Source organism: Bradyrhizobium sp. USDA 4461 (genome assembly GCF_054055655.1).
Window position 1 is genome coordinate 2,010,215 of sequence record NZ_JBSRXM010000001.1, and the last position, 25,802, is coordinate 2,036,016.

Annotated in this window: 22 protein-coding genes; 9 read left to right on the forward strand and 13 right to left on the reverse strand. The window is 65.4% G+C overall.

Going from position 1 to position 25,802, the window contains the following annotated elements; genetic code table 11:
- Positions 1 to 5: 5 nt before the first annotated feature.
- The 4 genes from ACVINW_RS09445 to pcaF form a co-directional block, all read right to left on the reverse strand.
- Entirely contained in the window at positions 6 to 857 is an 852-nt protein-coding gene (locus tag ACVINW_RS09445; RefSeq protein WP_456751038.1) for a shikimate dehydrogenase, read from the reverse strand.
- A 51-nt stretch (positions 858 to 908) separates the two neighbouring features.
- Positions 909 to 1,508, reverse strand: a complete 600-nt coding sequence (gene pcaG / locus ACVINW_RS09450; RefSeq protein ID WP_456751039.1) for a protocatechuate 3,4-dioxygenase subunit alpha — start codon at positions 1,506 to 1,508, stop codon at positions 909 to 911.
- The gene (gene pcaH, locus ACVINW_RS09455; protein ID WP_456751040.1) at positions 1,509 to 2,210 is read right to left on the reverse strand and encodes a protocatechuate 3,4-dioxygenase subunit beta; all 702 of its coding nucleotides are present in this window, start codon (positions 2,208 to 2,210) and stop codon (positions 1,509 to 1,511) included.
- Between the two features lie 105 nt (positions 2,211 to 2,315).
- Entirely contained in the window at positions 2,316 to 3,524 is a 1,209-nt protein-coding gene (pcaF, locus tag ACVINW_RS09460) for a 3-oxoadipyl-CoA thiolase (protein ID WP_456751041.1), read from the reverse strand.
- Between the two features lie 292 nt (positions 3,525 to 3,816).
- On the opposite strand from pcaF, the gene mutS reads away from it, so the two are divergent.
- Positions 3,817 to 6,546 carry a DNA mismatch repair protein MutS gene (gene mutS / locus ACVINW_RS09465; RefSeq protein ID WP_456751042.1) on the forward strand — a complete coding sequence of 910 codons (2,730 nt, stop codon included), beginning with the start codon at positions 3,817 to 3,819 and terminating at the stop codon, positions 6,544 to 6,546.
- Between the two features lie 194 nt (positions 6,547 to 6,740).
- On the opposite strand, the gene ACVINW_RS09470 is transcribed toward mutS, so the two are convergent.
- From ACVINW_RS09470 to ACVINW_RS09490, 5 genes are all read right to left on the reverse strand, one after another.
- A complete protein-coding gene (locus tag ACVINW_RS09470; protein WP_456751043.1) occupies positions 6,741 to 7,547 on the reverse strand; it encodes a hypothetical protein in 807 nt (268 codons plus the stop codon).
- A 150-nt stretch (positions 7,548 to 7,697) separates the two neighbouring features.
- Complete coding sequence (locus ACVINW_RS09475) at positions 7,698 to 8,207, reverse strand: OsmC family protein (protein WP_456751044.1); 510 nt, start codon at positions 8,205 to 8,207, stop codon at positions 7,698 to 7,700.
- Between the two features lie 58 nt (positions 8,208 to 8,265).
- Positions 8,266 to 9,051 carry an ABC transporter ATP-binding protein gene (locus tag ACVINW_RS09480; protein WP_456751045.1) on the reverse strand — a complete coding sequence of 262 codons (786 nt, stop codon included), beginning with the start codon at positions 9,049 to 9,051 and terminating at the stop codon, positions 8,266 to 8,268.
- Positions 9,051 to 9,887 carry an ABC transporter permease gene (locus tag ACVINW_RS09485; protein ID WP_456756352.1) on the reverse strand — a complete coding sequence of 279 codons (837 nt, stop codon included), beginning with the start codon at positions 9,885 to 9,887 and terminating at the stop codon, positions 9,051 to 9,053. The genes ACVINW_RS09480 and ACVINW_RS09485 overlap by 1 nt, the downstream gene beginning before the upstream one ends.
- 207 nt (positions 9,888 to 10,094) lie before the next feature.
- The gene (locus ACVINW_RS09490; RefSeq protein ID WP_456751046.1) at positions 10,095 to 11,069 is read right to left on the reverse strand and encodes an aliphatic sulfonate ABC transporter substrate-binding protein; all 975 of its coding nucleotides are present in this window, start codon (positions 11,067 to 11,069) and stop codon (positions 10,095 to 10,097) included.
- 198 nt (positions 11,070 to 11,267) lie between these two features.
- Between ACVINW_RS09490 and ACVINW_RS09495 the strand changes: the two genes are divergently transcribed.
- A complete protein-coding gene (locus ACVINW_RS09495) occupies positions 11,268 to 14,060 on the forward strand; it encodes a [protein-PII] uridylyltransferase (RefSeq protein WP_456751047.1) in 2,793 nt (930 codons plus the stop codon).
- A 137-nt stretch (positions 14,061 to 14,197) separates the two neighbouring features.
- Here ACVINW_RS09495 and ACVINW_RS09500 read toward each other — a convergent pair whose 3' ends face one another.
- The 3 genes from ACVINW_RS09500 to ACVINW_RS09510 all read right to left on the reverse strand — a co-directional run bounded on the left by ACVINW_RS09500 (position 14,198) and on the right by ACVINW_RS09510 (position 18,118).
- Positions 14,198 to 16,144 (reverse strand): glycosyltransferase, encoded by a 1,947-nt coding sequence (locus tag ACVINW_RS09500; RefSeq protein ID WP_456751048.1) that lies wholly within the window; start codon positions 16,142 to 16,144, stop codon positions 14,198 to 14,200.
- On the reverse strand, positions 16,141 to 17,499 hold the full coding sequence (locus ACVINW_RS09505; protein ID WP_456751049.1) for an HlyD family secretion protein: 1,359 nt from the start codon (positions 17,497 to 17,499) through the stop codon (positions 16,141 to 16,143). The genes ACVINW_RS09500 and ACVINW_RS09505 overlap by 4 nt, the downstream gene beginning before the upstream one ends.
- Positions 17,500 to 17,860: 361 nt before the next feature.
- Entirely contained in the window at positions 17,861 to 18,118 is a 258-nt protein-coding gene (locus ACVINW_RS09510) for a hypothetical protein (protein WP_456751050.1), read from the reverse strand.
- Between the two features lie 415 nt (positions 18,119 to 18,533).
- Here ACVINW_RS09510 and ACVINW_RS09515 point away from each other — a divergent pair, with 415 nt between their 5' ends.
- The 5 genes from ACVINW_RS09515 to ACVINW_RS09535 all read left to right on the forward strand — a co-directional run bounded on the left by ACVINW_RS09515 (position 18,534) and on the right by ACVINW_RS09535 (position 21,963).
- Positions 18,534 to 20,285 carry a PAS domain-containing sensor histidine kinase gene (locus ACVINW_RS09515; protein ID WP_456751051.1) on the forward strand — a complete coding sequence of 584 codons (1,752 nt, stop codon included), beginning with the start codon at positions 18,534 to 18,536 and terminating at the stop codon, positions 20,283 to 20,285.
- Complete coding sequence (locus ACVINW_RS09520) at positions 20,279 to 20,947, forward strand: response regulator transcription factor (protein ID WP_456751052.1); 669 nt, start codon at positions 20,279 to 20,281, stop codon at positions 20,945 to 20,947. Before ACVINW_RS09515 ends, ACVINW_RS09520 begins: the two co-directional genes overlap by 7 nt.
- Before the next feature lie 90 nt (positions 20,948 to 21,037).
- Complete coding sequence (locus ACVINW_RS09525) at positions 21,038 to 21,427, forward strand: response regulator transcription factor (protein WP_456751053.1); 390 nt, start codon at positions 21,038 to 21,040, stop codon at positions 21,425 to 21,427.
- Positions 21,428 to 21,595: 168 nt separating this feature from the next.
- Positions 21,596 to 21,772: a hypothetical protein gene (locus tag ACVINW_RS09530; protein WP_456751054.1), complete on the forward strand. Its 177-nt coding sequence runs from the start codon at positions 21,596 to 21,598 to the stop codon at positions 21,770 to 21,772.
- On the forward strand, positions 21,769 to 21,963 hold the full coding sequence (locus tag ACVINW_RS09535; protein ID WP_456751055.1) for a hypothetical protein: 195 nt from the start codon (positions 21,769 to 21,771) through the stop codon (positions 21,961 to 21,963). Before ACVINW_RS09530 ends, ACVINW_RS09535 begins: the two co-directional genes overlap by 4 nt.
- A gap of 170 nt (positions 21,964 to 22,133) precedes the next feature.
- Here ACVINW_RS09535 and ACVINW_RS09540 read toward each other — a convergent pair whose 3' ends face one another.
- Positions 22,134 to 22,658, reverse strand: a complete 525-nt coding sequence (locus ACVINW_RS09540; RefSeq protein WP_456751056.1) for a methylated-DNA--[protein]-cysteine S-methyltransferase — start codon at positions 22,656 to 22,658, stop codon at positions 22,134 to 22,136.
- 200 nt (positions 22,659 to 22,858) lie between these two features.
- Between ACVINW_RS09540 and ACVINW_RS09545 the strand changes: the two genes are divergently transcribed.
- Together ACVINW_RS09545 and ACVINW_RS09550 are read left to right on the forward strand one after the other, a co-directional pair.
- Positions 22,859 to 24,079, forward strand: coding sequence for an ABC transporter substrate-binding protein (locus tag ACVINW_RS09545; protein WP_456751057.1), 1,221 nt, complete (start codon positions 22,859 to 22,861; stop codon positions 24,077 to 24,079).
- A 240-nt stretch (positions 24,080 to 24,319) separates the two neighbouring features.
- Entirely contained in the window at positions 24,320 to 25,651 is a 1,332-nt protein-coding gene (locus tag ACVINW_RS09550) for an IS1182 family transposase (protein WP_456756305.1), read from the forward strand.
- The last annotated feature ends 151 nt before the right edge of the window (positions 25,652 to 25,802 follow it).

Sequence of the window (25,802 nt, forward strand, 5' to 3'; positions counted from 1 at the left end):
GCCCTTCAGGCCGGCGCAGCGTAGCGCGCGGCCATCACGGCGTCGAACGCATTTCCCATGACTTCTGTCGAAGGCATCATTGTCGTGAACAATTCGAACGCGTCCGCCGCGGCATAGACCCCCAGACCGCGCCCGGTCAGGACGTTGGCGCCCTTGGCCTTGGCCGCCAACAGCAGCGGCGTCCAGAGCGGCGTGTAGACGGCATCGGCGACCCACATCGACGGATGCAGCAGCGCATCCGGCACCGGCGTGTCGCGGTTCGGCAGCATGCCGACCGGCGTCGCGTTGACGAGACCGGTCGCGCCATCGACCGCTGCCTCGACGCTCGCGGCGTGCACCGCATGGCAATCCTGTAATTGGGCCGCAAGTTGCGCGGCCTTTGCCGCATCGGCATCGAAGATACGGAGCTCGGCAATACCGCGGTCGGCGAGCGCAAACGCGATCGCCTTGCCGACGCCGCCGGCCCCGATCAGTGCGATCGGCCCGGGCGGCACTGACGCAAGCAGCGGTTCGACCGCACGCGTAAAGCCCGTCGCGTCGGTGTTGTACCCGACGAGACCCGTGCCACTGACGACGATGGTGTTGACGGCGCCGATCGCGCGTACGCCTGGTGCGAGATCGTCGAGCAGGTCGACCACCGCCTCCTTGTAGGGAAAGGTGACGTTGACGCCGGCAAAGCCGAGCCGCCTGACGCCCCCGAGCATCGCGCGCAGCTCTTCGCGGCCGGCGCCCTTCACCTCGACGAGCTGGTAGTGACAGCGGACACCGAGCGCGGCGGCGGCCTGCTCGTGCATCGCGGGCGCCGCCGAATGCGCGATCGGATACCCAATCAGACCGGTCAGGAAACGGTCGCGCATTGTCCCTCACACTGACGCTCTAACGACGGCAGCGGCAGACCGCCGGCCGAGCTAGACGTCGAAGAACACCGTCTCGTTGTCGCCCTGCAGATGGACGTCGAAGGTGTAGACGTTCCCCGCACCCGCCTTCTTCGCAATCAGCGTCGCGCGGCGGTCGGCCGGCACCAGGGCCAGCACGGAATCGGTGGCGTTGCCGGCTTCGTCGTCGAAATAGATCCGCGTGTAGAGATGCAGCAGCATGCCGCGTGCGAACACCGCGAGCAGGATGTGCGGGGCCTGCGGCTTGCCGTCGGCATCCGGCACCACACCGGGCTTGATGGTCTCGAACGCGTAAGCGCCGCTCTTGTCGGTGCCGACGCGGCCGAAACCCTTGAAGCTTGAGTTCGGCAATGCCCGCGCATCCTGCGGATCGGAAAAGCGGCCTTGGCTGTCTGCCTGCCAGATCTCCAGCATGCAGTCCGGGATCACGGCGCCGTCGCCGTCATAGACCTTGCCCTCGACGCGGATGCGTTCGCCTGAGACGTCCGGCGTCAGGAGGTTGTTGGTGAAGGCGTCGTTCCATTCATATTCGCCGTTCGGCGTCAGACCGTATTTGAAATAGGGGCCGACGGTCTGCGAGGGCGTGATTCCATCAGGACGCGGGTTCGACACTTACTTGGTCTCCATCGGCGTGGCGTTGCGCCCGCGCAGCACGATATCGAAACGGTAGCACAGCGCCCATTCCGGCTTGGTGTTGTCGAGGTCGAACGACGAGATCATCCGCGCCCGCGCCTTTGCGTCGGTCACCGAGTTGAAGATCGGATCGAACGGGAACAAGGGATCGCCGGGGAAATACATTTGGGTCACGAGACGCGAAATGAAGGAATGGCCGAACACAGAGAAGTGGATATGCGCGGGCCGCCACGCATTGTGGTGATTGCCCCAGGGGTAGGCGCCGGGCTTGATGGTGATGAACTTGTAATAGCCGGATGCATCGGATTGCGTGCGGCCGGCGCCGGTGAAGTTCGGATCGAGCGGCGCCGGATGCTGGTCGACGACATGGATGTAGCGGCCGCAGGCATTGGCCTGCCACAGCTCGACCAGCGTGTTCGGCACGCCGCGGCCGTCCTCGTCGAGCACATGACCATGCACGATGATGCGCTCGCCGAGCGGCTCGCCCCTGGCCTGGATGGTGAGATCGTTGTCGTGCGCGCGCACGGTCTCATGGCCATAGACCGGACCGGTCAGCTCCGAGAGCGTGTGCCGCATCGGGATCAGTGGCCTCGAGGGCGAACGCTTCACGGTCGAGCGATAATCCGGCGACAGCCGCGCCGGATGGGCTGCGAGCGATTGCAGCGGGTACAACAAGGTCATGGCGAATTCCTCCGCGGCCCACGCGCCCGGCGGGCTCACATCAGATCATTATAATGCATAACCAAATTGGGGAAGGGCTGTTTTCAACCCATCCAAGCCATTGGATCAATTCAGTTTTTCGATCGCGACCGCAACGCCCTGGCCGACTCCGACGCACATAGTTGCCAAGGCAAGCTTCCCGCCCCGCTTCTCCATGCCGTGCACGGCGGTCAGCACCAGCCGCGCGCCGCTCATGCCGAGCGGATGGCCGACCGCGATCGCGCCGCCATGCGGATTGACGAAATCGGCATCTTCCTTGACGCCGAGCTGGCGCAGGCAGGCGATGCCCTGCGAGGCGAAGGCCTCGTTGAGCTCGATCAGGTCGAAGTCCGACACCTTGATGCCGAGACGCTCGACCAGCTTCCTGGTCGCCGGCACCGGCCCGATGCCCATGATGCGCGGCGGCACCGCGGCCGAGGCGAGGCCGAGGATCTTTGCGCGCGGGGTCAGGCCGTGCTTCTTCACCGCGGCTTCGGACGCGAGGATCATCGCGGCGGCGCCGTCATTAACACCCGACGCGTTGCCCGCGGTCACCGTGCCCGGGTTGCGCACGATCGGCTTCAGTTTTGCCAGTCCTTCGAGCGTGGTTTCAGGACGCGGATGCTCGTCCTTGTCGACGGTGATGGGGCCGGCCTTGCCGCCGGGCACCTGGATCGGGATGATCTCCTCGGCGAAATAGCCCGACGCGATCGCAGCACCCGCGCGCTGCTGCGAGCGGATCGCCATCGCATCCTGATCGGCGCGCGAGACCTGGAATTCCTCGGCGACATTCTCGCCGGTCTCCGGCATCGCATCGACGCCATACTGCGCCTTCATCAGCGGATTGATGAAGCGCCAGCCGATCGTGGTGTCGTAGATCTCCGACGAGCGCGAGAAGGCTTCCGCCGCCTTGCCCATCACGAACGGCGCGCGCGTCATCGATTCGACGCCGCCTGCGATCGCGAAGTCGATCTCGCCGGCGCGAATGGCGCGGCCTGCGGCGCCAACCGCATCGAGGCCCGACGCGCAGAGCCGGTTCAGGGTCTGGCCGGGAACCGACTCCGGCATGCCGGCCAGCAGCAGCGCCATGCGCGCGACGTTGCGGTTGTCCTCGCCGGCCTGGTTGGCGCAACCGAAATAGACCTCGTCGACCTCGTTCCAATTGATCGTCGGGTGCTTGGCCATCAGCGCCTTGATCGGGGCGGCGGCGAGATCGTCGGCGCGCACCTTGGCAAGCGAACCGCCGAAACGGCCGATCGGGGTCCGGACGGCATCGCAAATGAACACATCACGCATTGAATCTCTCCCTGAATGCCGCGACTTAGGCGCTGGATCGGCTGGAACTTGAGGGCAGTTTTAGGAGCGTGCCCGCGGCAGGTCAATTGACGCCGCCGCGTGGCATCAGCGCATTGCCGTGATGCCTTGTCATATCTCGGGCCGTGGAGAGGGTGGAAAACCCCCTTGTCACGGATAGGACCACGCAGCGAAATTCTGTAGTTTCCGCCGTCTGGAGCCTAGGGCTCCAGATTCTTGTTTGGACGCGTTTTCTTCACGCGAACCGGTGCCCACTTCTCTCGAAAACGCTCTGATGACCATCCAACAGCCCATCCCTGTTCCGCCCGAGGCCGCTCCTGCCGCCGAGGCGCCGTCGCGCGTCACGCCGATGATGGAGCAGTATCTCGAGATCAAGGCCGCCCACCCCGGCCTGCTGCTGTTCTACCGGATGGGCGATTTCTACGAGCTGTTCTTCGAGGATGCCGAGATCGCCTCGAAGACGCTCGGCATCGTCTTGACCAAGCGCGGCAAGCATCAGGGCATGGACATCCCGATGTGCGGTGTGCCGGTCGAACGCTCCGAGGATTACCTGCATCGGCTGATCGGCGCCGGCCATCGCGTCGCGGTGTGCGAGCAGACCGAAAATCCCGCCGAGGCCAAGGCCCGCGGCAACAAGAGCGTGGTCCGCCGCGGCGTGGTGCGGCTGGTGACGCCGGGCACCCTGACCGAAGACACGCTGCTCGACGCCCGCACCAACAATTATCTGATCGCGATCGCGCGCGCCCGCGGCTCGGCCGGCGCGGACCGGCTCGGGCTTGCCTGGATCGACATCTCGACCTCCGAATTCATGGTGACGGAGTGCGCGACATCGGAGCTTGCGGCGACGCTGGCGCGGATCAATCCGAACGAGGCGATCGTCACCGACGCGCTGTATAGCGACAATGAGCTGGCGCCGACCCTGCGCGAGCTGCCGTCGGTGACGCCGCTGACCCGCGACGTGTTCGACAGCGCCACCGCCGAGCGGCGGCTGTGCGACTATTTCGCGGTCGCGACCATGGACGGCCTGTCGGCGATGTCGCGGCTGGAGGCGACCGCCGCGGCCGCCGCCGTCACCTATATCGACCGCACCCAAGTGGGGAAGCGTCCGCCGCTGTCGCCGCCGGCGCGCGAAGCGGCCGGCACCACGATGGCGATCGATCCGGCGACCCGCGCCAATCTCGAACTGACGCGCACGCTCGCCGGCGAGCGCCGCGGCTCGCTGCTCGATGCGATCGACTGCACCGTCACTGCGGCCGGCTCGCGGCTGTTGGCGCAACGGCTTGCCGCACCGCTCACAGACGTTGCCGTGATCGCGCGACGGCTAGATGCGGTCTCCGCATTCGTCGCGGATTCCGCCGCGCGCGAGGACGTCAGGACCGTGCTGCGCGCCGCACCCGACATGTCGCGCGCGCTGGCGCGGCTCTCGGTCGGCCGCGGCGGACCGCGTGACCTCGCGAGCCTGCGCGACGGCATCCTGGCTGCCGACCAAGCGCTGGAGCTGCTGGCGCAGCTCTCCGATCCGCCGGCCGAGGTATCGGCCGTGATGGCGGCCTTGCAGCGCCCGTCGCGCGATCTGGCGCGGGAATTCTCCCGCGCGCTGTCCGAGCAATTGCCGCTGATCAAGCGTGACGGCGGCTTCGTTCGCGAAGGCTATGAGGCCGCGCTCGACGAGAGCCGCAATCTGCGCGACGCCTCGCGTCTCGTCGTCGCTGCGATGCAGGCGCGCTATGCCGAGGACACGGGCATCAAGACGCTGAAGATCCGGCACAACAACGTGCTCGGCTACTTCGTCGAGGTCACCGCGCAGCACGGCGACAAGCTGTTCGCGCCGCCGCTGAACGCAACCTTCATCCACCGCCAGACGCTGGCCGGACAGGTCCGCTTCACGACGGCAGAGCTCGGCGAGACCGAGGCCAAGATCGCCAATGCCGGCGAGCGCGCGCTCAATCTCGAGCTCGAGATCTTCGAACGCTTGAGCGCGATGGCGCTGGCCGCCAGCGATGATCTGCGTAACGCCGCGCATGCCTTTGCGATGCTCGACGTCGCGACCTCGCTGGCGAAGCTTGCGATCGACGACAATTATGTGCGGCCCGATGTCGATGGCTCGCTCGGCTTCGCGATCGAGGGCGGACGGCATCCAGTGGTCGAGCAGGCGCTGAAGCGCGACGGCCAGCCGTTCATCGCCAATGCCTGCGACCTGTCGCCGGCGCCGGGCCAGAAATCCGGCCAGCTCTGGCTGATCACCGGTCCGAACATGGCCGGTAAATCGACCTTCCTGCGCCAGAACGCGCTGATCGCGCTTTTGGCGCAGATCGGCTCTTACGTCCCGGCGTCGCGGGCGCGGCTCGGCATCGTCGACCGGCTGTTCTCGCGCGTCGGCGCCGCCGACGACCTGGCGCGGGGACGCTCGACCTTCATGGTCGAGATGGTCGAGACCGCCGTGATCCTGAATCAAGCGAGCGAGCGGTCGCTGGTCATCCTCGACGAGATCGGCCGCGGCACCGCGACCTTCGACGGCCTGTCGATCGCCTGGGCCGCGATCGAGCATCTGCACGAGAGCAACCGCTGCCGCACGCTGTTTGCCACCCACTATCATGAACTGACCGCGCTCTCGGCGAAGCTGCCGCGGATGTTCAACGCCACGGTGCGGGTCAAGGAGTGGCAGGGCGACGTCGTGTTTCTGCACGAGGTGCTGCCGGGCTCCGCCGACCGTTCCTACGGCATCCAGGTCGCCAAGCTTGCCGGCCTGCCGCCCGCGGTGATCACCCGCGCCAAATCGGTGCTGGCGAAGCTCGAAGCCCAGGACCGCGGCCAGACCGCGCGCGCCCTCGCCGATGACCTGCCACTGTTCGCCGTCCCCTCCCGCGCCGCCGCCGAGGACAAGCCGCCGAGCGAGGCCGATTTGCTGGTGGAAGCAGTAAAGGCTCTGCACCCCGACGAGATGTCGCCGCGCGAGGCGCTGGATGCGCTCTACGCGCTGCGGGCGAAACTGCCGAAGCAGTAGATCTGTAGCCCGGATGCAGCGAAGCGAAATCCGGGAACGCTGTCGCTATTTGCACGACCGCCCCGGATTGCGCTGCGCTCCATCCGGGCTACAAAACTCTCCACTGTCATTGCGAGCGAAGCGAAGCAATCCATCGCTCCACGGACGCGGAACCATGGATTGCTTCGTCGCTACGCTCCTCGCAATGACGGACGTCAGGCTTTGTGCGCCAGCAGCTTCCTCCGCCCAAGCTGCCACAGCACCAGATTCCACACGACGCAGGTGGCGAGCGCGCAGCTGAGCCCAATCGGCGAGCCGAATTGCGCGACCGCGACGTGCAGCACCGCGATGCCGAGGCCGAAGCCGAGCAGGCCCCAAGCGCTGTTGGCGAGCACGGCGGCGGTGGCGGGGCCGCCGATGCGCGGATGCAGGATCAGCATCATCGAGGAGAACACGATCGGAAACAGCGCGATCACGCCGGTGACGCGCGGACCGACCCAGGTCGATGCGGTGACCACGGTGCCGACCAGGCTCGCGACCAGCGCGGCGCGCAAGGGAATGTCGTACCAGCGCCGCGCGATCAGCGGCATTTTCGCGACATGCCGATACGGCTTGAGCAGCGGAATGCAGATCGCAAAGGCGATGGCATTGAGGATCAGCCCGCCGGCCAGTGTCCAGGCGAACTGGCGGATGATGGTGCCGAGCACGAGCCACAACGCGATTGCTGCGCCCGCGCTGATCCACATGCTGAAGCGCTGCGCCAGTACCGCATAGGTGAGGCCCATGAAGATCGTCGCTGCGTTGACCGGCAGGCTCGACAGAGCGCCCTCGGCAATGAAGGCGGCGTCATGGTCGAGCGCGAGGAAGGTGTAGGACGGTCCCGCTGAGATCGGCAAGGTTGCGATCAGCGCGCCGATCACCGGCCCCGACCGCTCCGTGATGATGGACGCGCTGACCACGAACGCGGCCGCAACCACCATGCGCAGCACGAGGAGCAGGATGAAGTGGAGTTCGGGGGACATTTTTCCGTCGTCCCGGGCAAGCGAAGCGCGACCCGGAACCCATAACCACGACCGCTAGTGGGGAACGAAAGCCGTCGAACAGCAGAATTTCAACGATAGGACACGGCGTGTGGGTCCCGGCTTTCGCCGAGACGACGCCGGTGAAAGCCGCTACACCCTCACCATCGACACCGATACCTTCGGGCCGTTCTTGATGGTCTGATAGACCACGCAGTAACGCTCGGTGAGTTTCAGCAAGAGATCGAGCTTGTCCTGCGGCGCGTCGGTGCCGACGTCGAAGCGCAGGCGGATCTCGCGGAAGCCGACCGGGGCCTCCTTGTCGACCCCGAGCGTGCCGCGGAAATCGAGATCGCCTTCGGCAAAGACATTGCCGACCTTCAGCGGTACCTCGACGGCGGTCGCGACCGATTTCAGCGTGACGCCGGCGCAGGCGACCAGCGCTTCCAGCAGCATGTCGCCGGAGCAGAGCTCGAGCCCGGAGCCGCCGGTGGCGGGATGCAGGCCGGCGACCGCGAGCGCGCGGCCGGTCTCGACCTTACAGGAGATGCTCTCATTGTCGATCGAGCCCTTGGCCTTGAGCGTGATCACGGCGGCCTGGGGGTCGGTCTTGTAGCGCTCCTTGATCGGAGCCTGCATTGCGCGGAGTTCGGCGGAGTCCATGGGTCTGCTCCCAGCTGTTCTTCTTAGCCTTTGGATGTAAGGCCTTGGAGCGCCGATGTCACCACCACATCGCCTCGCCGGCGCTGGATTTGTCGGTGACGTCACGCACCGAACGGTCCAGCGAGCGGTCGAGCGCGGTCAGCACCCGGCGCTTGAAGCTGTCGAACAGCTCCGATTTGCGGTCGCGCGGCCGCGCCAGATTGACGGTGATCTGCTCGAACAGCCGGCCCGGCCGCGGCCGCATCACCAAGACGCGATCGGCGAGCACCACGGCCTCGTCGACGTCATGGGTGACCAGGATCAGGGTCGGCCGCGTGTCGGCCCAGAGATCGAGCAGGTGATCCTGCAGATCGCGCCGGGTGAAGGCATCGAGCGCCGAGAACGGCTCGTCGAGCAGCAGCACTTCGGGCTGCGGCACCAAAGCGCGGGCGATCGCCACCCGCTGCGCCTGCCCGCCGGAGAGCTCACGCGGCCAGGCCGACGCCTTGTCGGCAAGGCCGACGCGGGCCAGCGCGGATGCGACCCGCTCGCGCCTGATTTCGGCGGGGAGGTCGGCGAGGCCGAAGCCGATATTGTCGGCGACGCTGAGCCAGGGCAGCAGCCGCGGTTCCTGGAAGATGATGCCGATCTTGGCGTGCGGCGAGGTGATGACGGCATTGTCGAGCGTCACGCTGCCGGTGCTGGCGCGATCGAGGCCCGCGATGGCGCGCAGCAGCGTCGACTTGCCGCAACCGGAGCCGCCGATGATCGCGATGATCTCGCCGGGCGCAATCTCGGCCGAGAAGCGCTCCAGCGCGTGGACGCCGTTCGGATAGGTCTTGCCGACCTCTTTCAGCGCCAGCATCAGGCCCCTCCCCGCGCGCCGAACGCATCCTGCCAGCGCAGCAGCGGCGCGGCAGCGATTTCGATCCGCCAGTCGGTGAGCTTGCCGAGGATCGCGAAGATCACGATCGCAGCGAGGATCTGCGCCGGCTTGCCGAGCTGCTGGCCGTCGATCAGGAGATAGCCGAGCCCTTCGGAGGCGCCCATGAACTCGGCCGCGACCACGAACATCCAGCCCAGCCCAAGCCCGACCCGCAGCGACACCACATAGGCCGGCAGCACCGCGGGCAGCAGGATGCGGCGGATCATCGCAAAACCGGACAGGCGGAACACGCGGCCGACCTCGACCACCTTGCGATCGACCGAGAGAATGGCGCCCATCACGCCGAGATAGACCGGAAAGAACACACCGACCGCGATCAGCGCGACCTTCGAGGTCTCGAAGATGCCGAGCCACAGGATGAACAACGGCACCCAGGCGATCGAGGGGATCGCACGAAGCGCCTGCACCGTCGGATCAAGCAGCCGGCGGGCGAAAGCCCAGTAGCCGGAGATTGCGCCCATGATGGTGCCGGCGATGACGCCGAGCGCGAAGCCCGCGCCGACCCGCCATAGCGTTGCCAGGATATGCCGCGTCAGCTCGCCGCTTTTGGCGAGCGCGATAATGGTCTCGAACACCTTGGACGGCGGCGGCACCAGGCGGCCGTTGGAATAGCCGAGCGCAACGACGAGTTCCCAGCCGAGCGCGAGCACGACCGGCACCGCGAGTCCGAGCACGGGGCGCGCAACACGCGACCATCGCGCCGACGCCGCACGCGGCGCGGCCGTCTGTTCCAGCGCGGGCAGGTCAACGGTCATGGCCATAGCAAGAACGACTCTTCGCGGGGGATTGCAAGGTGGGCGCGGAATGGACCGCGGCCCTCTTCCCTTCTCCCCTTGTGGGAGAAGGTGGCGCGGACGCAGTCCGCGACGGATGAGGGGTCTCTATCCGCGGAGACAGACCCCTCACCCGGCTTCGCTTCGCGAAGCCACCCTCTCCCACAAGGGGAGAGGGTGCAGCGGCAGTTAATTCGTCGGCAGCGGGATCTGGTCGTCGATCAGCGCATCCAGCGCGGCCTTCACGTCGGTCTTGGCATCGATCACGCCCGCCTGCTGCAAGGCGAGGCCGGCGGCGAGGATCGATTCCCGTTGCGGCGCGCCGATCCGGCTATGGGTCAGCTCGGTGCGCTCCTTGAGCTGCTTGTCGACCACGGCGTCCGGCAGTTTCGTCACCGCGATGAAGGTCTTCTTCAGCTCGTCATAGTTCGCCAGCGAGTATTTCCGCGCCTCCTCATACGTCGCGAGCACGCGACGAACGATATCCGGATGCGCTTTCAAAAACTCCTCGCGGACATTGAGGATGCCCCAGGTGTTGGCGTCGGGCTTGCGGTAGAACAGCTTGGCACCGTCCTCGACCTCGGCCTGCGCCATCATCGGGTCAAGGCCGGCCCAGGCGTCGACATCGCCGCGAATCAGCGCGGTCTTTCCGTCGGCGTGCTGCAACAGCACCGGCGTGATGTCCTTTTCGGCCAGACCGGCGCCGAGCAGCGCGCGGACCAGGAAGATGTGCGGATCGGTGCCGCGCGTCACCGCGACGCGCTTGCCCTTGAGGTCGGCGACGGAGGCGATCTTGGAGTCCTTGGTGGTGACCAGCGCGGTCCATTCCGGGCGCGAATAGACATAGATCGACTTGATCGGATTGCCGTTGATCCGGGCCACCAAGGCGGCCGAGCCCGCGGTCGAGCCGAGATCGATCGAACCGGCGTTGAGGAATTCAAGCGCCTTGTTGGAGCCGGCCGACTGCACCCAGACGATGCTGATGCCGTCCTTGGCGAACTCCTTCTCCAGCAGGCCCTTCTGCTTCAGGACCATCGACACCGGATTGTAGGTCGCCCAGTCGATCCGAATCTCCTTCAGCGCGTCGGCGGAGAATGCCGCGCCGGGCAACAAGGTCGAGACCGCGAGCAGCGCAGCGAAGCCGCGCCGGGAAATTTTGTGCATTCGTCGATCCCTTCGATCGGACTAAGAAACAATCTTTTATTTCAATGAGTTATCCTTGCGGTCAACGAGAAAATCTCTACCCTTTACGCGATGGCGCGAGAACGAACTTGCTCGTAGCGGCGCCACGAGAGCATGGAGCTGCTGTCATTATACTTTGGTCCGTGACAGCAACAGCTCCGTCCGATATCGGATGAACGTATGGACAGTGTCGTAGCCGAAGCCCGCCCTGAAGCGGATGATCGTTTCGAGACCGCGCGGATCACCGCTTCGGTCAATGCACTGGCCGAGCAGCATGCCGGCCGCGAGGACCAGTTCCGCGCCGCGATGGCGCAGCTGCTCAAGGCCGAACTGATCGCGGCGCGCGCCAAGGCGCAGGCGCTGCTGCTGAAAGACCGTCACGGCCGGCGCTGCGCCGAACGGCTCTGCTTCGTGCAGGACGAGATCATCCGCATCCTTTACGCGGCGGCGACCCGGCATCTCTACCACTCGCCGATCCCCTCGGGCGCAGAACGCATGGCCGTGGTCGCGACCGGCGGCTATGGCCGCGGGCTGATGGCGCCGGAATCCGACATCGATCTCTTGTTCATCCTGCCCTACAAGCAGACCGCCTGGGGCGAGCAGGTCGCCGAAGCCATCCTTTATTGCCTGTGGGACATGGGGCTGAAGGTCGGCCACGCCACCCGCTCGGTCGATGAATCGATCCGCCAGGCGCGCGGCGACATGACGATCCGCACCGCGATCCTGGAAACCCGCTTCCTGACCGGCGACCAGCCGCTCTATGACGAACTGGTCGAGCGCTTCGACAAGGAAGTGGTGCACGGCACCGCGGCGGAATTCGTCACCGCAAAACTCGCCGAACGCGAGGAGCGGCATCGCCGCGCCGGCCAGTCGCGCTATCTGGTCGAGCCCAACGTCAAGGACGGCAAGGGCGGCCTGCGCGACCTGCACACGCTGTTCTGGATCGCCAAATACGTCTACCGCGTGCGCGAGACCGACGAGCTCTTGGAGCGCGGCGTGTTCGACGCGCAGGAATACCGCACCTTCCGCCGCTGCGCCGACTTCCTGTGGTCGGTGCGCTGCAACCTGCATTTCTTCGCCGGACGGCCAGAGGAGCGGCTGTCGTTCGACATGCAGCGCGAGATCGCGGTGCGCCTCGGCTACACCTCGCATCCCGGCATGCAGGACGTCGAGCGCTTCATGAAGCACTACTTCCTGATCGCGAAAGACGTCGGCGATCTGACCGCGATCCTGTGCGCCAGGCTCGAGGAGGAGCACAACAAGCCGGCGCCGGTGCTGAGCCGGATGGTGGCGCGGCTGCGGCCCGGCACCAAGCGGCGGCGGGTCAACGGCAGCGACGACTTCATCGTCGACAACAACCGCATCAACCTCGCGGCGCCCGACGTGTTCAAGCACGATCCGGTCAACCTGATCCGGATCTTCCGCCTCGCGCAGCAGAACAACCTCGCCTTCCATCCCGACGCGATGCGCACTGTGACGCGCTCGCTGAAGCTGATCAATACCCAGCTGCGCGAGAACGACGAGGCCAACCGGCTGTTCATGGAGATCCTGACCTCCAACGATGCCGAGACCGTGTTGCGGCGGATGAACGAGACCGGCGTGCTCGGCCATTTCATCCGCGCGTTCGGCAAGATCGTGTCGATGATGCAGTTCAACATGTACCACCACTATACGGTGGACGAGCATCTGATCCGCTGCATCGGCTTTCTGCAGGACATCGAGCGCGGCGGCAATGAGGAGTTCACGGTCGCCAGCGACCTGTTCCGCAAGATCCGCCCCGAGCACCGCCCGGTGATCTATATCGCAACCCTGCTGCACGACATCGCCAAGGGCCGGCCGGAGGATCACTCGATCGCCGGCGCCAAGGTGGCGCGGCGGCTGTGCCCGCGGCTCGGTTTCTCCGCTGCCGACACCGAGCTGGTGGCCTGGCTGATCGAGGAGCATCTGACGATGTCGACGGTGGCGCAATCGCGCGATCTGTCGGACCGCAAGACCATCGAGAATTTCGCCGCCGTGGTGCAGTCGGTCGAGCAGATGAAGCTCTTGACGATCCTGACCACCGCCGATATCCGCGGCGTCGGCCCCGGCGTCTGGAACGGCTGGAAGGCGCAGCTGCTGCGCACGCTGTATTACGAGACCGAGCCGGTCTTGACCGGCGGCTTCTCGGAGGTGAACCGCGCCCAGCGCATCGCGGTGGCGCAGGCCGAATTCCGCCGCGCCTTTACCGAATGGCCGGAGGCCGAGCTCAACACCTATATCGGCCGGCACTACCCGGCCTACTGGCTCAAGGTCGAGCTGCAACGCAAGATTCGCCAGGCGCGCTTCATCCGATCAAGCGAACAGGCCGGCCACAAGCTTGCTATCAATGTCGGCTTCGACGAGGTCCGCGCGGTCACCGAGCTGACGATCCTGGCGACCGACCATCCCTGGCTGCTGTCGATCATCGCGGGCGCCTGTGCCTCGGCCGGCGCCAACATCGTCGACGCGCAGATTTACACCACGACCGACGGCCGCGCGCTCGACACCATCTCGATCTCGCGCGAATACGACCGCGACGAGGATGAGGGCCGCCGCGCCACCCGAATCGGCGAGATGATCGAGCAGGTGCTGGAGGGCAAGCTCAGGCTGCCCGAGGCGGTGGCCAAGCGCGCGGTGCGCAGCAAGGCGCGGCCGTTCATCGTCGAGCCCGAGGTGACCATCAACAACCAGTGGTCCGACCGCTACACCGTGATCGAGGTTTCCGGCCTCGACCGGCCCGGCCTGCTCTACCAGCTCACCACCGCGATCTCGAAGCTCAACCTCAACATCGCCTCCGCCCATGTCGCGACCTTCGGCGAACGCGCCCGCGACGTGTTCTATGTCACCGATCTGCTCGGCGCCCAGATCACCGCCCCAACGCGGCAGGCCGCGATCAAGAGCGCGCTGCTGCATCTGCTGTCGAGCGAGGACCAGGCCGCGAAGCCGGCGGCGTAGGGACTTTTTCCAGTCGTCGTCATTCCGGGGCTCGCGAAGCGAGAGCCCGGAATCCATCGGGCCGCGGCTATCGTGGTGAAATGGATTCCGGGCTCGCGCTGCGCGCGCCCCGGAATGACGGCGGTTGGGGCGGTGGCCTAACCGAACAACCGCATCAGCAGCGCCTTGCCGACCGGTGCGGCGCGCACGCTGCGGAAGGCGCGGACATATTCGCCGGCATAGAACGCGCGCACCACATTGATCCGCGTCGCAACCGCCTCCTCGAAGCGGACGCCGAAACCGTCGCTTGTGCGGCGGACCACCAGCGCGGTGACGCTCTGGCCGTAGACATTGCACTTGATCGAGACACCGATGGCCGGCGGCGCGGGATCGATGAAGCGCGCGCCTGAGATCGAGATGTCGGCCATCCGCACCAGCCGCGATTCCGCGCCGTCCTGAATCAGGATCGGCTCGTCGCGCTCGAACCGCTCGGCCTTCCTGCGCCGTGGCTGCTCGATGCAGATGAAGCAGACGATCGCGAGCACCACGCAATTATACAGGCTCCAGCCCAGCGCCAGCCCGCCATAGGCGATGTTCTCGCCGCGCAGATGCAGGATGAAGGCGTAGGCGATCGCGAACAGCGTGATCAGCAAGGCAGTGCCATAAAGTCGCAGCAGCGGCCATTCGATGAAGCGGCGGTTGCGGTCGCCACCCTTGGCCGTCACCTTGAATTTGTGGCCCTGCGGCTTGGCAAGTCCGGTCACCACCGCCTTCAGCACCGCGGGTGCGGCGATGTATTGCGAGACGTCGGTCATGATCGCGAGCGAGCGGCCGCGCGAGATCCAGGCCATCGTGAAGGCGTGCCAGACATAGAACGGCATGAAGTATTTCAACAGCTCGAACAGGTCGGCGTGGACCGCCTTGATCCCGAACAGCAAATAGAGCCAGGGCACGACCAGGCCGAACACCTTGGTGCCATAGACCGCCGCCCAGCTCATGAAGGCATCGACCAACGACAGCCGGTCCATGAATGCGAGTTTCGATTGCCGCGAGAACGGCCCGCTGCGCCCCCGGAAGATCTGCATGAAGCCGAGGCACCAGCGCCCGCGCTGGGTGATGTATTCCTTCAACCCCTCCGGCGCGAGGCCGATGGTCAGGCGCTCGTTGAGATAGACCGTGCGCAGGCCTTTCTCCTTCAGGCGCAGCGTGACGAGGTAATCCTCCGTCACCGAATCGGTCGGGAAGCCGCCGATCTGCATCAGGCCGGAGAAGCGGATCAGCGATGACGTGCCGCAGCAGAACGCGGTGCCCCAGGCATCCTTGGCCGGCATCAGAATGTCGAAGAAGAAACGCTGCTCGTCGGGCCACACGTCGGTTGCGGCAAGATTGGTCTGGATCGGATCCGGATTGATGAAGTGCTGCGGCGTCTGCACGACGCCGACACTGCCATCCTGCATCAGGCTGATCGCCCGGGTCAGGAAATCCGGCATCGGGACGAAATCCGCATCGAGGATCGAGATGAACTCGGGCCGCTCGGCCAGCCCCGATACATGCTGGAGCGCATGATTGATGTTGCCGGCCTTGGCGTGGCGGTTGTCCGGACGGGTCAGATAGTCGCAGCCGAGTTCCTGGGCGAGTCGGCGCAGCCACAGCCTGCGCCCGTCGTCGAGCACCCAGACGCGATAATTCGGATAGTTCAACCCGGTCGCACCGATGATGGTGCGCTCCAGGATCGCCTTCTCCTCATTGTAGGTGCAGATGAAGACATCGACGAGCGGCGCGTCGGCCGACGCCCCGGATCGCCGCAGGATGGCGTTGACTTCGGGCGAACGGTCGATGGTGCGGCTGAGGAACAACAGCGACAGGCACACCGCGAGCATCGAGGCCGCCTCGGCCACCACGAAGGGATAGCCGACCACGGCGTCCGCGGTGAGACCCGGCGGCGGCAAGGTCTGGGTCACCCGCCAGATGAAATAATGCAGCAGCAGGATGAACGACATGCCGGTCATCATGATGCGCGCCAGCGTCTGCTCGCGGTTGAGCAAAGGCAGGAGCGCAAGACAGGCGCCGAAGGCGACCAGCCCGGGCGCGAATGCCGCCATCATGGCTTTGCCGCGTCCGTGTTGAACACCACCCGCCCGGTGCGTCCGACCGCGCAGTCCTTGCCGGTGGTATCGATCTCCGGCATCGAGACCGTCACCCGGTAGGGTTCCTTGTTCAGCGCATCCGGATTGATCGCGAGGTTCGCCGGCGCGCCCGACGCGCCGGTGAGGTTGACGATCTCGCCCTTGATCGCGGCACTGCCGTCGTTCGGCTCGAAGCTCGCCTGCTCGCCGAGCTTGAGACGGTTGTAGACGCCTTCGGTGACGTTGGCGGTGACGACGGCGCCGCTGCAATCGAGCAGCTTGAGCAGAGGCTGCCCGGCCCTGACATCTTCGCCGGGCGACGTCATCATCTCCCAGATGCGTCCGGCGACCGGCGCCTTGATGTCGGCCTCGGCCCGGTTGATGTAATGCAGCTGCTCCGAGGCAATCTCGTGGGTCAGCCAGTCGATCTCCGCATCGGAATGCGCCAGGTCGGCGCGCAGATCGCTGACGCGCTGGCGCATCTCCTCTTCGCGTTGCACGGAACTCGGCCGGTCATTGTAGCTGTCGCCGAGATAGGTGCCGTTCTTCGCCGCCGTGAGCTCGACCTTGGCGGCGTCGAGCCGCCGCTGCGCGCCGATCTCGGTCTGCTGGGCGATCGACTGCTCGCGCGTCAGCCGGGCCATTTCCACCGTCGAGACGCTGCCCGATTTGATCAGCGACGAGGCGCGTTCGACCGCCGCCGTCGCCTCTTCCCGCCGCGCCGCCGCGGCCTCGATCGCGGTCTGGATTTCGGCGATGCGGGCCTGGAGCTGGAGGATGCGGCCGTCGCGGAACTGGCCGGCCTGGCGGGCGAGGTCCTGTTGCGCCGTCTCGGCGGCGGCAAGCTTGGCAGCCAGGCTCGGCCGCTCATTCTCGAGGCGGGACATCTGCCGGCGGAGATCGTCGAGCCGCACCCGATCGCCGCGCGCGTTGACGACATGGAGGATCGCGTCGCCCTCGTGGACCACACTGAGCTGCGTCGCGCTCTGCTGCGGCTTCGCGCTCACGGTGCCGTCGATCGGCGAGCGCAAGGTCACGATCCTGGCGTTGACCACGGCCTCGACGCTCGAGGTCTGCAACACGGCTTTCAGCGGCAGCCAGCCGAAGACCGCGACAATGGCAAGGCCAGTCCCGATCTTGAGCAGGCGGCGGACCATCCGGCCCGAGCCCGCGGGCGCGTCGGGCTGCGGCACGCCCTCGCTGACCGGCTCGTCATGCGCCGGCTGCAAGCGGTCCTGCAAGTCGCGCTGCAATCCGCGCGCGCCCTCGGCATCATCCTTGGTGACGGAAACACTGCCGTCGGCAAACGGCTTCTGCTGCTGTGCCTGATTCATGATGTCCGGCCCCTGATCTGCGGAGTGCGCGAACCAACGCACAGCTCTTGGGAGCGATGCCGTTGCCGGACAGATCCAATAATCAGGTGCTTCAAAACCGGCTAAGGCGAACCGGGCATCTTTCGGAAAAATTGCTGCAATTCTGCCCGGGGCGGAGGCCTTATGGCGGCGCGACGTCGTTGACCTGGTCGCCCGTCATTCGAGACGCGTCCGAAAAACTGAGCCCGGAATCCATCAGGGCTAGAGGGGACTGGATTCCGGGCTCTCTCGGAAGGCTGTTGTCGGACCCGTCTTGCGCGACCCTGGCGTGAGCAGCCATCGCTCCGGTCCGGCAGCCTGCCGGGGCTAACTCCTGGCGTGCCTACGATCCTGGATCGGCTTGCGCGTGCAGTGCTGCCAGGCTCGCGCCCAGCAGGGCCAGGTAGCTCGCCTGACAGATCACGACGCCCAGATCGAAGACGTCGAGCAGATCGATCCAGGAATGGTCGGCCGGCGCGCTCGCGGCTTGCTTGCCGCCATCGATCACGGTCGGCTGGAAGCTGCGGTCGAGCCTTTCGCGCTTTGCCTCGTGCCCGGCATCTTCGGAACAGAGGATCAAATGCAGGCGCCTGTTGGGCATTTCAACCTCCCGTCCCTGATTGGCGATTGCCGAAGCCCGGAGACCTCTACCGTCATCGAGTTACCCAATAAGCGTAGTCACCGGGAGGAAACAGGCCATTGAACGGAGGTTGGTCCGGCCGTTACATTCGGATGGGGACGACATACTTAGGTTTATCCGCAACCCCGGCCTGGGCGTCACGGGCGAATTCGCTGTCCGGGCGACCGCATGCCCCAGCAGCGGAACGTCAAAAAGGCCCGCATGATCCGGGCCGGGCGTCGAGAAAGCTGCTAATGTGCGGCCGTTGGGGCGACGTTGTCGCCGCTGATGATGGCGGTCACCTGGCGACGCAGCGCGGCCTGTGATGGCCAAGTGTGATGGCAAAGTGCCATAGCCAGTCCTGTGCCAAGTACCTTGCCAAGTGCTGGTGCTGCCAATGATGCGCATCCCCACCATGAAGTCCTGGTCGGCCGAGCAATGGCTGCTCGGCGGCATGGTGCTGGCCCTGGCCGCCACCTGCGTGGGGCTGTTGCTTGCTCCGCAGCCCACGGCTTCCGCCCATCTGATTGCGCTGGCACTGCTCGTCGCCTCGCTTGCCGCGGCGCTGCTCGTGATGCGGTTGGCGGCCCGCACCCACCGGCGAATGGAAGCCATGTTGCGCGGCCAGGCCAGCGGCGAACAGCGCGCGATGGAAGCGCTGCGCAACAGCGAAGCACAGTGGAAGGAGGTGTTCGAGCACAACCCGGTCATGTACTTCATGGTCGACGCGACGGGCCTCGTGCTGTCGGTCAACACGTTCGGCGCGGCGCAACTCGGCTACACCGTCGACGAATTGCTCGGGCAATCCGTGCTGCGGGTGTTTGCCGCCGAAGACCGCGATATCGTCCTGCGCAACGTCGCGGCGTGCCTCGACAAGATCGGCCAGCCCCACAGCTGGGAAATCCGCAAGGTCCGCAAGGACGCTTCAAGGCTTTGGGTGCGTGAGAACGCCAAGGCCGTGCGACGGCTCGACGGTCAGTTGATCGTCCTGATCGCATGCGAGGACATCACCGAGCGCAAACAGGCCGAGAATGCGCTGCAGCAGAGCGAGATGTATCTGACCGAAGCCCAGCGGTTGAGCCACACCGGCAGCTTCGGCTGGCACGTCGCCAGCGGCGAGATCATCTGGTCGGACGAGACGTTCAGGATCTTCGAATTCGACCGGGTTCCTTCGATCAAGCACGCCACGGTGCTGCAACGCGTCCATCCGGATGATCGCAGCCGCGTGCAACGCACCATCGACCGCGCCTCGCTCGACGGCAACGACTTCGAGCATGGCTACCGGCTGCTGATGCCGGATGGGACGATCAAACATGTCCACGCCAGGGCGCATGCGGTGACCAACCTCGCGGGCGACACCGAGTTTGTCGGCGCCGTCACCGACGTGACCGCCCGCAAGCGCGCCGAGGCCGAGCTGCATGACGCGCAGACCAACCTCGCGCACGTCACGCGGGTGACTGCGCTCGGTGAGCTCGCGGCATCGATCGCCCATGAGGTGAACCAGCCGCTTGCCGCGGTGGTCGCCAACGCCGCCGCATGCCTGCGCTGGCTCAACCGTGCGGCCCCCGATCTGAACGAAGCGCGCGGCGCGGTCAGGTCGATCATCAGCGATGGCAACCGGGCGGGCGAGGTCATCCAGCGCGTCCGCGCGCTGGTGAACAAGACCGCCGACCAGAAGGCGCCGCTCGACATCAATGAAGCCATCAACGAGGTGATCGGCCTCGTGCAACATCAGTTGCAAAGCCAACACGTATCCTTGCAGCTCGAGCTCGCTCCCGCGCTTCCGCCTGTGGTCGCCGACCGCATCCAGTTGCAACAAGTCATCCTCAACCTGGTCATGAATGGCATCGAGGCGATGCAGCCGGTCATGGACCGGCCGCGGCAACTCGTGATCCGGACGCGCCAGGACGATGCCGGGCAGATCGTGGTTGCGGTCACCGACTGTGGGGTCGGGATCGCGGCAGAAAACGTCGAGCGGCTGTTCGACGCCTTCTACAGCACCAAGGCCAGCGGCATGGGGATGGGATTGTCGATCTGCCGCTCGATCGTCGAAGCTCACCGTGGCCGGCTGTCGGCGACCGGGAACAGCAACCGCGGCGCGACATTCCAGTTTACCCTGCCACTGCGTCAAGAGGATCACGCATGGTGACTGGACGCGCCGCATCGCCGCCCACAAACGCCGAGGATCCGATCGTGTTCGTCGTCGACGACGATGCCTCGGTGCGGGACGCACTGAACAATCTGTTCCGGTCGGTCGGCCTGCGGACCGCCGTGTTCGGGTCGGCGCATGAATTTCTGCAGCACAAGCTTCCGGATGTCCCGAGCTGCCTGATCCTGGACATCAGGCTGCCCCGGCTGAGCGGGCTCGACTTTCAGGCGGAGCTGGCCAAGGCCGACATTCATATTCCGATCATATTCATGACCGGTCACGGCGATATCCCGATGACGGTCAGGGCCATGAAGGCGGGGGCCGTCGATTTCCTGACCAAGCCATTCCGCGATCAGGACATGCTGGATGCCGTCACGACAGCGATCAAGCGCGACAAGAGCCGGCGCGATGACGCGAGGGTTCTCGCCAACTTACGCGCAGCCTTCGCGGCCCTGACGCCGCGTGAGCGTCAGATCATGAGCCTCGTGACCGCAGGCCTCATGAACAAGCAGGTCGCCGCCGAAATCGGCGTGGCCGAGATTACGGTCAAGATCCACCGCGGGCATATCATGCGGAAAATGGCCGCGAAGTCGTTGCCCGATCTGGTCAGGATGGCACAGACGCTCGGAATCGGGCCGGCATCCGGCAGCGCACAAACCTAAGTATGATTCTCCGGCCCCGGTCGGCGACGCACTGTGCCCCGTATCAGTGCACAGACCGCAGGCCCTCCGCCCGTCCCCAGGAAGACCCTTTTGTCCAATCCGCCAGTGATATCAATCATCGACGACGATCTGTCGGTCCGCACCGCGACCGACAATCTCGTCAGATCGCTGGGCTACGCGGTCGAGACCTACGCGTCGGCCGAGGAATTCCTGCACTCGCCCCACCTCAGCGACACATCCTGCGTGATCACCGACGTCAGGATGCCGGCGATGAGCGGGCTCGACCTGCAAGCCCATCTGATTGCCGGTGGACGACGCTTTCCGTTCATCTTCATCACGGCGTTCTCCGTCGAGGCCGACCGGGCCCGGGCCATGGAGGCGGGCGCGATCTGCTTCCTGATCAAGCCCTTTGACGGCGATGCCCTGATCAGATGCCTCGATGCCGCGCTCGCGCAGCCCGGCACAGCGACGAGCGAATGAGTTCGCTTCGCGTATACGCAGGGATAATGCCGCGAAACATCTGGACAGGTTGCGGACAGACGATGATGGCGCGAGGTTTCGCGCCGTCGCCCATCGGGATGATCGGCGGCATGGACAGCATCAGACATTTCGATTGGCAAGTGGCAATTCCTCGGGAGGGAGGTCGCCATGCGTGCGGAACCGCGCTGCGCCCAGTGTGACAGCGAACAGCCCAAGATCATCTGCCTGCGCAATCCGGCGGGCGAGCGCTACTGCGGACGGCTCTGTCTTTACAAAGGTCAGGAGAACTTCATTCGCTGGCTTTGGCGGGCGAATGCGCAGCTGGAGGCGGAGGCCGTATCATGACACCCCGTTGCGGGAATCCCGGATGCAGGCGTCCCTTCGGGCTGATCCGGCATAGCTGGCACTTCGAGCAGTTCTGCTCGACGCAATGTCGCGACGTCTACAAGCGGCAACTGGAGCGCAACAAGGCCTATTGGAAGTGGCTCTATCCCCTGGCCAGGACCAACGACAGCCCGTCCAGAAAGCCGGCCTGACCGATAGCGCGCAAGGAGAGTCCCGATGACGACGGTCGATGCGATGCTGGTCGGCGCGATCCTTGCCTGGGTGCCCTCACTGATCGTCTTCCTCTACATCGTGCGTGATCTGCGCAATATGCCCCGCGAAGACCTCGATTGATTGTCTCGCGGCCTGGCAGAGCGGGCCGCTATATCTCCACACCCTCGTGGCGCAGCAGCCAGCGCTTGCGTTCCAGCCCGCCGCCATATTTCACCAGCGAGCCGTTGGCGCCGATCAGGCGATGGCAGGGCACGACGACGCTGATCGGGTTGGAGCCGTTGGCGTGGCCGACCGCGCGCATCGCATTCGGCGCTTTCAGCCTCAAAGCCAGCGCGCCGTAGCTCATCGTCGTGCCGGGCGGAATGGTCGGCAGCGCGTGCCAGACCTTCTGCTGGAACGGCGTGCCGGCGACGCGCCATGCAACATCGGTCAGGCGGTCGAGATCGCCCTTGAAATAGTCGCCGAGCGCCTTGCGCATCGCAGCCGGCGCGCGATCGTCCCGCAGCGTGACCGTGCCATAATGCAGCCGCAGCAGTTCGAGCATGCGCCCTTCATAGTCGTCCCAGTCGAGCGCGCGCAGCACGCCGTCGTCATCGGTCACCAGCAGCGCGGTGCCGATCGGCGTCTTCAGGCGGTCGAGATTGAAGGTCTGGGCAGTCTTGCGGTCGGCCATTGTGATCTCGCGGAAATCGGTCACGCTCGGCGATACTTTCATTCCCCGACCGGCGGCGTCCACCCGAATTCCGCGACATCGCGCGCAGGATGCCTCGTCTTGCAATGCCCCTGCCCTTCCTCCATCATCCCCGGCAACGGTGACATCCGCCGGCCCATCGCTTGCGGACAAGATCATCGGCAACATGGGAGGTCACGGACATGAGGAGCGTGCAATTGCTCGCTGCGACAGCGCTTGCCATCGCGTTGTCGGTTACGTCAGCCACCGCGCAGAAGAAATACGACATCGGCGCCACCGACACCGAGATCAAGATCGGCCAGACCGTGCCGTTCTCGGGCCCGGCATCCGCCTATGCCGGCATCGGCAAGACCCAGGCGGCCTATCTCAAGATGATCAACGATTCCGGCGGCATCAACGGCCGCAAGCTGAACCTGATCCAGTATGACGACGCCTACTCGCCGCCGAAAGCGGTGGAGCAGGTGCGCAAGCTCGTCGAGGGCGACGAGGTGCTGTTCACGTTCCAGATCATCGGCACGCCGTCAAATGCCGCCGTGCAGAAATACCTGAATGCCAAGAAGGTGCCGCAACTGCTCGCCTCCACCGGCGCCTCGCGCTTCTCCGATCCGCAGAACGCGCCGTGGACGATCGCGTTCAACCCGAACTACCAGTCCGAGGGCCGCATCTACGCCAAATACATCCTGGCCAATCACCCCAACGCCAAGATCGGCATCTTCTACCAGAACGACGATCTCGGCCGCGATTACATCACCGGCCTGAAGAGCGGACTTGGCGACAAGGCCGCCAGCATGATCGTCGCCGAGGTCTCCTACGAGTTGACCGACCCGACCGTCGATTCCCAGATCGTCAAGCTGAAGGCCGCCGGCGTCGACCTCGTCTATGATGCCTCGACGCCGAAATTCGCGGCGCAGGCGATCCGCAAGATCGCGGATCTGGATTGGCACCCGGTGCACATCCTCGACATCAATGCGAGCCCGGTGTCGGCGACGCTGAAGCCGGCCGGCCTCGACATCTCCAAGGGCATCATCTCGACCAATTACGGCAAGGACCCCGCCGATCCGCAGTGGAAGGACGATCCCGGCGTGAAGGCCTATTTCGCCTTCATGGACAAGTATTATCCTGACGGCGACAAGCTCAACACCGTCAACACCTATGGCTATTCGACGGCCGAGCTGCTGGTCCAGGTGCTCAAGCAGTGCGGCGACGATCTCACCCGCGAGAACCTGATGAAGCAGGTGACCAGCTTGAAGAAGTTCGTGCCGTCGCTGGCGCTGCCCGGCATGTCGATCACAACCGGACCGAACGACTATCGCATCAACAAGCAGATGCAGATGATGAAGTTCAACGGCGAGCGCTGGGAGCTGTTCGGCCCGATCATCGAGGATACGGGGCCGGCGGGTTAGGTCGTTTGCCGTTTTGAGATCCGTCATGCTGAGGAGGCCGCGCAGCGGCCGTCTCGAAGCACGACGGCCCAGCTGGGGCCGTTCATCCTTCGAGACGCGCGGAGCCTGTCATCGGGCCGCGCTTTGCGCGGACCCGGTGGCGCTCCTCAGAGGGTGTGATTTTTTTGGGGTTTCAGCGAGCATTATAGCCGAAAGCCGGCGCGGTGTGATTCTCTGGCGATGATGGATTCGCGGGAGGTGATGTTGGCTGCCGATGAGTTGTTTGGGGACCTGCCGGAGCAGGCGAAGCCACCAGTCGAAGCGGGCTTGCCCGGCGCTCCGCGGCTGCGTGAGCCCCAGCGCGACCAGATTGCGCTGCGAGCGGTTGATATTGAGAGCCTGATCGGGGAAGACCATCCGGTGCGGCTGATCTGGTCTTATGTCGAAGAGCTTGATCTGAGTGAGTTGGAGGACCGGATCAAGGCTCGCGGCGATCGTCCCGGTCACCCCGCGACCTCGCCCCGGCTTTTGCTGGCGCTGTGGCTCTATGCCGCCAGCGAAGGCGTTGGCAGCGCGCGGGCGTTGGAGCGGCTGTGCGAGAGCCACGATGCCTATCGCTGGCTGTGCGGCGGGGTGTCGGTGAACTATCACCTGCTGGCGGACTTCCGGGTCGGCAACGCCGATCTGCTTGACCGACTGCTCAGTGAGCATCTGGCAGCGTTGGCAAAGGCCGGTCTCGTCGATCTGGAGACCTTGGCGCAGGATGGCATGCGGGTCCGGGCCAGCGCCGGGGCCGCCTCGTTCCGGCGCGAGGCGACGCTGGATAAGCATTTGGCGCAGGCTGAGGCCGTGGTGGAAGACCTCAAGCGCGAGGTCGACACACGCTCGGACGCCAGCAATAAGCGTGCCCGGGCAGCCAAGGAGCGGGCCGCGCGGGAACGCAGCGCGCGGGTGAAGGCGGCGCAGACGGCGCTCGCCGAGATCAAGCAGCAGCGCAAGGAGCGCGAAGAAAGTCGCGGCAACGGCAAGACGCCGAAGGAGCCGCGGGCCTCCACGACGGACGCCTATGCACGGGTCATGAAGATGGCGAACGGCGGCTTCCGCCCCGCCTACAACGTGCAGGTGACGAGCGTGGCCGGCGAGCAGATCGTCGTCGACACCAGAATTTGCAACATCGGATCCGATCGCGGCCTGATGCGCCCCATGCTGGAGCGGCAGCGTGCGCGGCCCGGAGGGTTGCCCAAGGACCATCTCGTCGATGGCGGCTTTGGCAGTGCCGAGGACATCGAATGGGCCTATGCCGAGGGCATCGATATCTTTTGTCCGCCCACTCAATCCAAGCACGGTACCGATCCCTATCTACCGCGGCGCGGCGACGGTCCGGGGGTGTTGGCCTGGCGTGCGCGAATGGCGAGCGAAGAGGGCAAGGCCCGATACAGGTCCCGGTCGATCTGCGAGTGCATCCATGCCCGCTGGCGCAATTGGGACCTGCGGCAATTGACCGTGCGCGGCATCGAAAAGGTCCGTGCCGTCGTGCTCTGGTACGCCCTCGTCAACAACATCCTGCAAGGCAACCGCCTCTCCAGAGCCTAAACAACGGGTCATCGCCGAACTCGAACTCAAACCTGCCAATTGCTGCGACGAACAGCCGCCAAAAACTCCGCAGGAGCCGAATCCGTCACAAGCTCTCAGGATGACGGAGATAATGCGTTTCCATCGGTCGGTTCGACGAACTAACTCCCTT